Source organism: Paenisporosarcina sp. TG20, assembly GCF_000286315.1.
In the GTDB taxonomy this organism is placed as follows: Bacteria; Bacillota; Bacilli; order Bacillales_A; family Planococcaceae; genus Paenisporosarcina.
In genome coordinates this window covers 1-10,159 of sequence record NZ_ALJG01000214.1, presented here as the reverse complement: position 1 = coordinate 10,159, position 10,159 = coordinate 1, and the positions used below count along the sequence as shown (strand labels likewise).

At 37.1% G+C, this 10,159-nt stretch carries 11 protein-coding genes and 1 pseudogene; 2 read left to right on the top strand and 10 right to left on the bottom strand.

Annotated elements, in window-relative coordinates; genetic code table 11:
- Nucleotides 1–660: 660 nt before the first annotated feature.
- The 7 genes and pseudogenes from B371_RS0104465 to B371_RS0104435 all read right to left on the bottom strand — a co-directional run bounded on the left by B371_RS0104465 (nt 661) and on the right by B371_RS0104435 (nt 5,893).
- Entirely contained in the window at nt 661–1,158 is a 498-nt protein-coding gene (locus tag B371_RS0104465; protein WP_019413106.1) for an LURP-one-related/scramblase family protein, read from the bottom strand.
- A 568-nt stretch (nt 1,159–1,726) separates the two neighbouring features.
- Entirely contained in the window at nt 1,727–1,843 is a 117-nt protein-coding gene (locus B371_RS23955; protein ID WP_237721501.1) for a putative holin-like toxin, read from the bottom strand.
- 682 nt (nt 1,844–2,525) lie between these two features.
- Nucleotides 2,526–2,872: pseudogene (locus B371_RS21270) on the bottom strand (LURP-one-related/scramblase family protein); the annotation flags it as partial.
- 156 nt (nt 2,873–3,028) lie between these two features.
- Entirely contained in the window at nt 3,029–3,415 is a 387-nt protein-coding gene (locus B371_RS0104450) for a type II toxin-antitoxin system PemK/MazF family toxin (protein WP_019413103.1), read from the bottom strand.
- Complete coding sequence (locus B371_RS0104445; RefSeq protein WP_019413102.1) at nt 3,415–3,723, bottom strand: AbrB/MazE/SpoVT family DNA-binding domain-containing protein; 309 nt, start codon at nt 3,721–3,723, stop codon at nt 3,415–3,417. Before B371_RS0104445 ends, B371_RS0104450 begins: the two co-directional genes overlap by 1 nt.
- A gap of 452 nt (nt 3,724–4,175) precedes the next feature.
- Nucleotides 4,176–4,400, bottom strand: coding sequence for a hypothetical protein (locus B371_RS0104440; RefSeq protein ID WP_019413101.1), 225 nt, complete (start codon nt 4,398–4,400; stop codon nt 4,176–4,178).
- 77 nt (nt 4,401–4,477) lie between these two features.
- Nucleotides 4,478–5,893, bottom strand: coding sequence for a serine hydrolase (locus B371_RS0104435; RefSeq protein WP_019413100.1), 1,416 nt, complete (start codon nt 5,891–5,893; stop codon nt 4,478–4,480).
- A gap of 367 nt (nt 5,894–6,260) precedes the next feature.
- On the opposite strand from B371_RS0104435, the gene B371_RS0104430 reads away from it, so the two are divergent.
- Complete coding sequence (locus B371_RS0104430; protein WP_019413099.1) at nt 6,261–6,794, top strand: ECF transporter S component; 534 nt, start codon at nt 6,261–6,263, stop codon at nt 6,792–6,794.
- 211 nt (nt 6,795–7,005) lie between these two features.
- Here B371_RS0104430 and B371_RS0104425 read toward each other — a convergent pair whose 3' ends face one another.
- Together B371_RS0104425 and B371_RS0104420 are read right to left on the bottom strand one after the other, a co-directional pair.
- Complete coding sequence (locus B371_RS0104425) at nt 7,006–7,572, bottom strand: NADPH-dependent FMN reductase (RefSeq protein WP_019413098.1); 567 nt, start codon at nt 7,570–7,572, stop codon at nt 7,006–7,008.
- 12 nt (nt 7,573–7,584) lie between these two features.
- The gene (locus B371_RS0104420; protein ID WP_026022965.1) at nt 7,585–8,643 is read right to left on the bottom strand and encodes an LLM class flavin-dependent oxidoreductase; all 1,059 of its coding nucleotides are present in this window, start codon (nt 8,641–8,643) and stop codon (nt 7,585–7,587) included.
- A gap of 157 nt (nt 8,644–8,800) precedes the next feature.
- Here B371_RS0104420 and B371_RS0104415 point away from each other — a divergent pair, with 157 nt between their 5' ends.
- Complete coding sequence (locus B371_RS0104415; RefSeq protein ID WP_019413096.1) at nt 8,801–9,148, top strand: helix-turn-helix domain-containing protein; 348 nt, start codon at nt 8,801–8,803, stop codon at nt 9,146–9,148.
- A 775-nt stretch (nt 9,149–9,923) separates the two neighbouring features.
- Here B371_RS0104415 and B371_RS23360 read toward each other — a convergent pair.
- The gene (locus B371_RS23360; RefSeq protein ID WP_019413095.1) at nt 9,924–10,073 is read right to left on the bottom strand and encodes a hypothetical protein; all 150 of its coding nucleotides are present in this window, start codon (nt 10,071–10,073) and stop codon (nt 9,924–9,926) included.
- Nucleotides 10,074–10,159 lie beyond the last annotated feature (86 nt).

Below are 10,159 nucleotides of genomic sequence, written 5' to 3'. Positions count from 1 at the left end.
GCAGGAACACTAAGGAACGAAGGCTAAGAACGCCACGTCGTGTGGCAACGTCTTCGTGACCAACATCCTGTTGGCCCGAGGAGATTGAAGCCGTGCCCCACGGAAAGCGTCCGCATGGAGCGGAAATCAACTTTGTTAGGATATTATTACTAGATTTTTTATTATGAAATTGACTTTTATTTGTGGATTTTGTTTTCCATTCAGTTGGTATAATACCGAGTATTTTGTCATAACATGGTACAAAGGTGTTTAAAATAGATGAAGGGGTGGGAATGAAGTAAATTTAAAGAAGGAACAAAAGACTTCCTCAGTCATAAAGAGGGGAATTGGTTTTGGAACTTGCCTTGCTATGATTATCTCGTATACAGCTTACCAATCAATAGGATGGGCTATTTTACATGGTTGTTTAAGCTGGCTTTATGTTTTCTACTATATATTTAAGTATTCACCTGCATTACTTTGAAAAAAAGACAGACTTCTGTAAATGAAGTTTGTCTTTTTTTTATTTAGTCTTATTTTTTTATTAGGTAGACATCCTCATGTAAATATCCAACAGAGCTGCGTTGCTTCCTATTTGGTTATTTCTTCCCAAACTCGCGGCGCCACTTCTGTTCCAGCAAACATAATCGCCTTTAGCATTCTACCTTCTAAATCCCTAGTCTAAATTGTCGCTGAAGATGAAGAAGAGGCTTCATCAGCCTTCACACAATCAATTGCGACAACGATCGCAATAATGATGGCTTCCATCTCCTCATTTAATATTTGAACCTTGTAGCTATCTCCCCAACTGAACCACTCCTTGGTCACTTTACCAATAACTTCACCTTGTTGTAACACTTGAAAATCCATATCCCACCAGTTACCTTGTACCTCAATGTCCGCAGCATCAATCGTATAGCGTGCTTTAAAGAATGAAAATTCCTTCTTGATGGTTAACACCTCTCGGCCATTTACCTCAACAAAAAACTTCGGTAAAAAGCTTAACACCTTTTTCGTCACAAGCGCGACTTCATCTCTCGTTGTATTCATAATGGAAAACGTCTTTGGTATTTTAAAAAAACTACCCTCTACGTAGTAAACATCCTGCTCCTGCTGATCCTTAATCGTAAATTTTTCACTTAAACTAAATACCTTCTGCTTTATGTAAAGTTCCTTCATAGTAAGCCCCCTTGGATATTAGAAATTAATAAAGTCGATTTGAAAAAAGTATATCCATTTTATATATTCAATGCATTATAGGGAAATACCTGCTTAACAAAAAAAGGTATGCAACTATGAAATTTACATACCCTGCTAATGTCATACAAGTCACCTATCCTTCTAATGTATAAAACATTTTCACCAATTGCTATAGAATACCGGTCCTTGTTATTAGTGACCATTAATACAATCGGCATGTTGAATGAATCAACTCAGCAAACCCCTGGATTCATAGTGTTCTTAAAATTCTTCATGCAATTGAAGTGTATAAGTTGATTTGTTTTTCTTACAGGTACCCTTCAGTTAAACACGGTCCATCTATTTCATACAGGTACTTCGCAATTAATTAAATCTTTATCGTTGATACAGCAAAACTCGTTTGGTATAATTATCTTATACTAGACGTACAATAAAAAAGACCGTTTGGCGGATCTACACCAAACGATCAACGTAATAGTAGGTTCCCTCCAAAGGGATTGGCTAAACGAGAGCAATAACCCATCTGAGCCTTTAACTCAAGGATGGGTTATTTTTTATGGTTAAATGAAAGTACTAGAACAATTAATGTTGCAAAGGCTACTGCTAACATCATTGCTTCAAATACTGTCATGGCACCACCCCCTTTCGAACGGGAGTGAGCCAACCACCCTTGAGTTACCTATTTTATTACTCTCTCATTATACCACACGTATGTTCTGTTTTCTTCTTTTAAAACATCGGAAGCATGGGGACGGTTTTGCAGCTTCCACGCCCAAGAAGGAAGCATGTGAACCGTCCCCATGCGTCAGTTTCTGTATCGCCATGTATTAAATCAAAAAATGTTGAACAATAATTTGTGTTCCCTAATTGATAAAGACGTAGCATTGTTTTCAAATCGATTCTCCTTCACAACCTTTGCTCTTTTGTCTCCTATAGAAAACCACTTGTTTAAGCTATCGAACAAACCCAAACTATTCCTTTGGAAACTGACGCATATGATAAGCCACTCGCTCAATGCCACCAGTGTCATCACGAACAAAACGGATTAACTCACTTTGATCTTGTACAATGGCAAGAAACAAATCTTGGCCAATGCATTGAATCGGGAATGATTTTCCTTGAGTAAAGAACTCGAGGACCCCTTCACCAATCGTAATGGATAGACTCATCCCTTCACTTGAAGTATAAGTCCCTTCGTAATCTTTGAGTTCCTCGGGTGAAAGCTCATGCTTCGTGTATGGAAACGGCGTTGCATCAACGGCACGACCTTCCAGATCATTAAGAGCTCTGAAGCATGGGACGGTTCTGCCGCTTCCACGCCCCAAAAAGGAAGCATGTGAACCGTCCCCGTGCGTCACACCTTGTTGTAACACTTGAAAATCCATATCCCACCAGTTACCTTGTACCTCAATGTCCGCAGCATCAATCGTATAGCGTGCTTTAAAGAATGAAAATTCTTTTTTAATCGTTAACACTTCTCGGCCATTTACCTCAACAAAAAACTTCGGTAAAAAGCTTAAGACCTTTTTCGTCACAAGCGCGACTTCATCTCTCGTTGTATTCATAATGGAAAACGTCTTTGGTATTTTAAAAAAACTACCCTCTACGTAGTAAACATCCTGCTCCTGCTGATCCTTAATCGTAAATTTTCACTTAAACTAAATACCTTCTGCTTTATATAAAGTTCCTTCATACTAAGCCTCCTCCGATAGGAAAATACCTGCTTAACAAAAAAAGGTATGCAACTAAAGAAGTTTGCAAACCTTTGGCGAAAAATTTAACATTCATGTTTGTTTCTATTCTATGGACGTATTTTTTAAGAAGGATTCCCTTTCTACTAGAGAAAGGGTTATGTCAGGAATGTTCCTATTTTCGCTAGACATTCATCAATTATTTCATCTATTTCTTTAATTTGCGAATCTTTTGGATCATACTTCTTTAAAACTTTTAGGTTGCGAGCTGTCCAATCCAATGTTTTAACTTGATCCGTTAGGACTACCCCTGTTATTGGGAAGCCACCGCCATTAAGGGCTAATCCCTCTTTTGGTAAATCCACTTCAAAGGGATAACCCTTCTTTTGATTGGTAATTGGACTAACAGCTATAAATCCAGTCTCTTGATTAAACTCTTTGGGCGATAAAACAATAGCATTCCTTCTCCCAGCTTGTTCATGACCGGATTGTGGATTGAAATTTAAAACAATTAAATCGCCTCTCTCAGGTACGGCTAATGGCATTAGATCAATTCACGTCCCTCTATCCCAAAGTCAATTTCCTTGTGTCGATTTTCAGGTGTAATCTGTGATAAGAGTTCTTCCAATGTGTATTTCTTACGTGTTCTTTTTGGTTTCAATGTGATGATACATTCACTTCCAATCACATTTAATTCCATTTCGGAACCTTGTTCGATACCTATTCTATCCGCAGCTTCTTTTGGAATACGAATTCCCAAACTGTTTCCCCATTTTTGAGCAACAACAGTAGACATGTAGTCAACCCCTTTATTTTGGTTTGTTTTGGTTTCTAAATTGTCATTTGAATACATTATAATCCCCCCAATTCCAAAAGTATATACATAGTATATACATCAAAGAAGAAAATGATGCATCTAATTCATGAGACAGGGGGTGTTTTTCATAGTCATAACTTCCAATATCTAAAAGTATCCATCCTCGCTTGATTATTCAATTATCAAACTGTCATGAAAAATACTTACTCAACAACAAAAAGCACTCAAAGAGAGTGCTCTTAAAACACAACAATATTCCTAATACATAGACGTAATCTATAACTTTAATTGATGTTAGTCCTTGTTATTGGTGACCATTAATACAGTCGGCCCTGGGAAACAATTAATCAGTTTATACAATTGTAGTTAAATTTGATTTGTACCCATCCTAGATTCGAGTTTCTCAAAGTCATTTACCTTGACTCACTACACTCACAATTTCGTATTGAAGGCTTTGGGTTCACCCTTCAAGGAGAAGATTATCGTTTCTATAACATTTCCGCATCCACTTGGACAAAATCAATTTCTTGAATGAATTTAGGATTCTGTTGAGTAAATTGGCTTTCAATTTTCTTGAAGAAAAGTTCAATCAATTTAGGATACCTCGAGAATAGATATGAAAGCTTAGTCTCTATATCGCCATGGATTAAATCAAAAAAAGTTGAACGGTAATTTGTGTTTCCTAATTGATAAAGACGTAGCATCGCTTTCATATGATTCCTCCTTCACAACCATGGACCTTTTGTCTCCTGCAGAAAACAACTTGTTTGAGCTATCGAACAAACCCATACTATTCCTTAGGAAACTGTCGCATATGATAAGCCACTCGCTCAATGCCACCAGTGTCATCACGAACAAAACGGATTAACTCACTTTGATCTTGAACAATGGCAAGGAACAGATCTTCGCCAATGCATTGCATCGGGAATGATGTGCCTTGAGTAAAGAACTCGAGGACCCCATCACCAATCGTAATGGTAAGACTCATCCCTTCACTTGAAGTATAAGTCCCTTCGTAATCTTTGAATTCCTCGGGTGAAAGCTCATGCTTCGTGTATGGAAACGGCGTTGCATCAACGGCACGACCTTCCAGATCATTAAGAGCTCCACTCATAATAGTAGTTGCCGGGACACCCGCTAGGTTCGTTAAGATCATTCCTGTAATCCCTCTTTCGGGAATAATACATAGCTGCGAAGCAATTGCTTTCAGATTCCCGCCATGTTCAATTAAAGTCCCTCCGTGATATTCCGGCGTAATCATAAAGCCATACCCGTAAAAACGACCTGGTGAACATTCAATATATGGGGTAGTCATCAGCTCGACACTTTCCTTCGAAAGAATTTTTTTGTTGCCGACTTTCCCATTATTTCTTACAATCTCAGCGTACTTTAGCATATCATTGACCGTAGATTTAAGAGCACCCGCTCCTCGCATTGCAGGAGATTCCCACCATACCGGTGAATCATACACTTCCAATCCGTCTTCTACCTTCCGAGCAGCATATAAAGATGTAATATTTTCATAGTCTTTCAGTTCATCAATCTCGAAACATGTATGCTCCATACCACATGGTTCGAGAATATTGTCCTTTACAAACTGTTCAAATGAGATACCACTTACCCTTTGTACAATGGTTCCTAACAACGCATAAGAATCATTCGAATAACTAAACTGGGTTCCTGGCTCACCCAGGAGGTCGAATTCCAATCCAGCAATGAACTCCATTAACTGTTCGTACGTATCTATTGGCTCATGTTTATCATCTTTATCAATCGTCAGTCCTGGATAATCATTTGGAGCTGGATCTAAATCCAAGCTTCTCTTCTTGGCATAAATAAGCGAAGGAAGAGGTGGCAACCCTGCTGAATGGGTCATGAAATGATGAATCGTCATTTTTTCTGTAGCATCTTTTGGTGTAGAAAACTCAGGTAAATACTTTACAACTGGATCATGGACAGATAACTTCCCTTGTTCTTGCAGTTGCAAAATCGCTACACAAGTGAATGACTTGGTGACAGAAGCTACGCCAAAAACCGTATCCATTGTCACAGGAAGTCCTTTTTCAACATTACGATATCCAAACCCTTTCTCATAGACTGGTACACCGTTTTTTGCAAACCCAATAGCTGTTCCTGGAATTTGATATTTTTGAATCAAACCTTTCGCATAATCTTCGAATGTACTCATAGCAACTTGACTCTTCACTAAAAATCCCCCTTAATATGAAACTTTCTCTCTTCATAGTAATCTATTCAACCTACTTATGTAAGAAATTTCTGTTAATTAAACCTTGTTTTTTGGGAAATGAAAGACGTGTCTGGATCATTAGTAATACCCTTACTTACTAAATTCACCATGTCAAAACTACTTCTTTGCTCTTAGAGTTTTAATTAATCAAACTGACCCCTAAGTTTTAGTCGAAACTGGTACTTTTAAAAAAGCCACTCATTTGCTAATGTTATCAGTGGTATCCCTGTTAAAAAGTATACGATATAGGTTTCAAGGGAAACAGTAACCTAAGAGTGGCTATTCCTTGTAGCTGATAAAGAATAGATAAGGAAGGTATATGACTATGAAAAAAATAACAAATAATCCAAACGCACGCACTTTTAATTTGATTCTTACATCAATGGCAATTGCACTTGTATTCGTTTCAACATATTTATTAAATATCAGATTACCCATTACGGCGAATGGGGGGTTAGTTCATCTTGGAACAGCCATGCTCTTCATCATTGCCATCTTATTTGGTCCTAAAACAGGAATGATTGCTGGTGCAATTGGAATGGGATTGTTCGATTTATTTGCTGGTTGGACATTGTGGGCACCCATTACAATCATTGCTCGCGGCTTGCAAGGCTATCTCGTTGGGAGAATTGCCTGGTCGAATGGTCGAAACGGCCGCAGTAAATCATTCAACTTACTCGCAACTATCGTTTCGATTCCCTTAATGATAGGCGTCTATTATATTGGTGAGTCCATCATATTCAGCAGTTGGATTGTCCCAGCAGCCTCTATTCCTGGTAATATTGTACAAAATGTTGTAGGAGTCTTGATAGCCATTCCAGCCATCATTGCATTGAAGAAAATTCCTTACTTTAAATAATTTAAAGCAAATAGTTCTTGATAATAATAATTTCGTCAATCCAGTAAAAACACGTTATATTTTTGAGGTTTAAATCAAAGACACCACCAATCAGCTTATAGCAGATTGGTGGTGTCTTTTAGTATTTCTTGAAAGATCACTGTAACAGAATGATTTCAATGAAATTATTCAAATTGGTAATTACTACTGAACTTCAGGAAACTACTAATGATTAAAAATCGTATGTTTCTTCTTTTGCTTCTCGAATTGTTGTATATGTTTCAGTTAACACCACGGTATCCTCAACTAAACGGTCGATCCGGAATAGTACATCATCATTCACGATTTCTTTTCGATGAAAATCCTTCTCTTCGATAAAAACGTATGTTTGAACGATTTGTGCTTTCATATAAGCCAAAATCGGCTTTAGCTGCTGCTCAACAATTAGGTAGTGCTTTGGTGAACCTGCTGTTACAAGCATACTTACGACTTTATCACGAAATGCATTGACCGGAAGTAAGTCGAAAATGTTTTTTAACGTTGCTGGAATGGATGCCTGAAAAATAGGTGTTCCGATGATAATGGCATCTGCTTCCATAATCGTTTTTGTCACAAATCCTGTATCGCCCTCATATTCCAAATAATTGCGTCCATCACTAAATTGAACAACATAGTCAGCTAAGTCTATTAATACCACTTCTACATCCGGATATTTTTTAATGGTTTCATTTATCATATAGTCCATGGCAGTACGTGTTTTAGACCCCACAATTGATCCGGATAAACCAACGATTTTCATGTTAAATGCCCCCTATTTTTTTGCTGTATATTTTTTAATTGCTGGTAAAATTTCTGTACCAATTAGCTCAATATTTTTCATTAGTCTTTCATACGGTACACCACCAAAATCCATTTGTGCTATATAACGCTGATGACCAAATAACTCATGCTGATAAAGAATTTTTTCAATGATTTGCTGTGGACTCCCAATATTCATTACATCACGCGAATCTGCACCCTGTGCAAAATGTTGCTTCGGATAACCCCGTCCATTAATTAGCTGCATTCCTTGGTTAATGTGAGAATATGTCTCCTTTTGTGCCTGCTGAGTCGTTTCAGCCGCATAGAAAAAGCCTGCCGTTGCTACTGGTAGAGTCTTCGAATCAAACCCTTTACTGTCAGCTGCTTCACGGTATGCGTCAATCGTTGCCTTAAAGCTTGTAGCAGGTCCACCCAATGCAGCTAGGAACATCGGTACCCCAGCATAACCAGCCTTAATCGCACTTGCAGCATGTCCTCCAACAGCTCGCCAAATCGGCATGGAGCCGTTTTGCGGACGTGGGATGACCCTTGCATTGTTCAATGGAGCACGGAACTTCCCTTTCCAATTGACAACTTCTTCTTTACTAATCTTTAATAACAACTCAAACTTTTCTTCATACAATTCTTCATAATCACGGACGTCATAACCCAATAAATCAAAAAGTCCGATTCGTGAAGCACGGCCTGCAATGATCTCTGCACGTCCTTTAGAAATTAAATCGATTGTCGCAAAATCCTCAAACACACGAACCGGATCAGATGTGCTAATAATCGTCGAGGAGCTGGCAATTTTTATTTTACTGGTTGCCTGAGCAATGGCTGCCAACACAACTGAATGCGCTTGCGTTGCAAAATACTCCTGATGACTTTCACCTACACTGAAAAAGTCAATACCTGCTTGCTCCGCTAGCTTAGCCAAATCTATAATTTCATGAATCCGCTGCTCAGCAGATATGCGTTCTCCTGTAAATGGATCTCCGATATGATCACCCAGTGTATATAGCCCGAATTCTAGTCCTTTACTTTGATCTATGCGATATTTTTCCATTAGTATCAACCTTTCCATCCTTACGTATTTGTTAACTATTTCATTATTGCTTACTTTACTGCCTTATTATCTTAGTATAATCTTCGAGGATATATATTATAAGTACACACTTCAAAGTGGTATAGTATATAAAAGTATACTATGGAGGGAAAATAACATGAAAATACAACCGGAATTATGCAAAGTGGAAGATGCTCTTGGTATATTAGTGGGTAAGTGGAAACCAATTATATTATTAACACTATTGAAGGATGGGACGAAAAGATTCAGCGATTTAAAACGAAGCATTCCTGGAATCACACAGAAAATGCTAACAAACCAACTGCGCGATTTAGAGCAAGAGTACATTATCACACGTAAAGTGTATCCTGTAGTACCGCCAAAGGTTGAGTATTCGATCACAGAATATGGAAAGAGTTTAGAACCTATTTTGGTAGCCATGCATGAATGGGGAACAGCACATACATTACTTAAAATGAAACAAGACCAACAACATTCAAACTAAAGCATTTGTTCATAATAAGGAATTTCCCTTAACGGAATGAGTATTTTTCCAGAAAGTACAAGAGTTATAAGAAAAGAGTATATAAAAACAACATCTCATCAAAATATCGTTTTTGTCAAATATTTATAATCTATTTTTAACGCCAATAGATCAATTTTATAATGATCAGTAATGAAATTAGTGCAATAAATAACATATCTATAGGATCATGATACTGGCAACAAAAGCTAAAATGATTAGATAGTTCACTGTTTCCTCCCTGTAATCCCATGTCATCCTTTCTATTCAATGATAAAAAAAGAGTAGGACTTTATTAAGGGGTTCTCTTCAGAGATGCAAAATACAAAATCGAGTCCAAACAGCGATTTAAAACGAAATGATATTAGCATCGCTTTTTTGTGATTTTCTGATAGAAATTAATATAAAAAAAACACTGATTAATTTCTCAGTGTCCTTCTGGTTCAAGTTTTAATAAAGTAAACCTAAATTCCATCTCTGCTTATTCAACTTAAGCAACCCGTTAATTGAATTACTATTCTTTATTCGAAACTGATAATAGCTCAAAATCGCCATTTAAATTACCTGTACATTGGCTAAGGATATATTTTTCAACATCTATGCTTGTTTCAACAATTATATCTTTACATTTATATTCCTCAACAAATTTTCCATCGACACTATGAGAAACATTTATTTGTTCTCCATCATACGTTAAAGTTCTTACTCCACGTTGTCCCTCTTCCCCGTATTGAATGTAGTTTATATCGTATTCATTTTAATTTTTTACTTTTTCAACAAATGTATTTAAACCTTCTATATTTTGAATATCATTGTGTTTGTTTACAACTTCTTCGATATTATTGGATTGACATCCTGCAATAACAAAAAGTAATAGTGCTGTTATAATAATAAAAAAACGCCCCATTATTAACCCGCCCCTAATCTTAGTTGATTGTTACTTGAAAATTCCAAAAAAATTATTCAACTAACCGTTAGTAATAGGTAAGCATT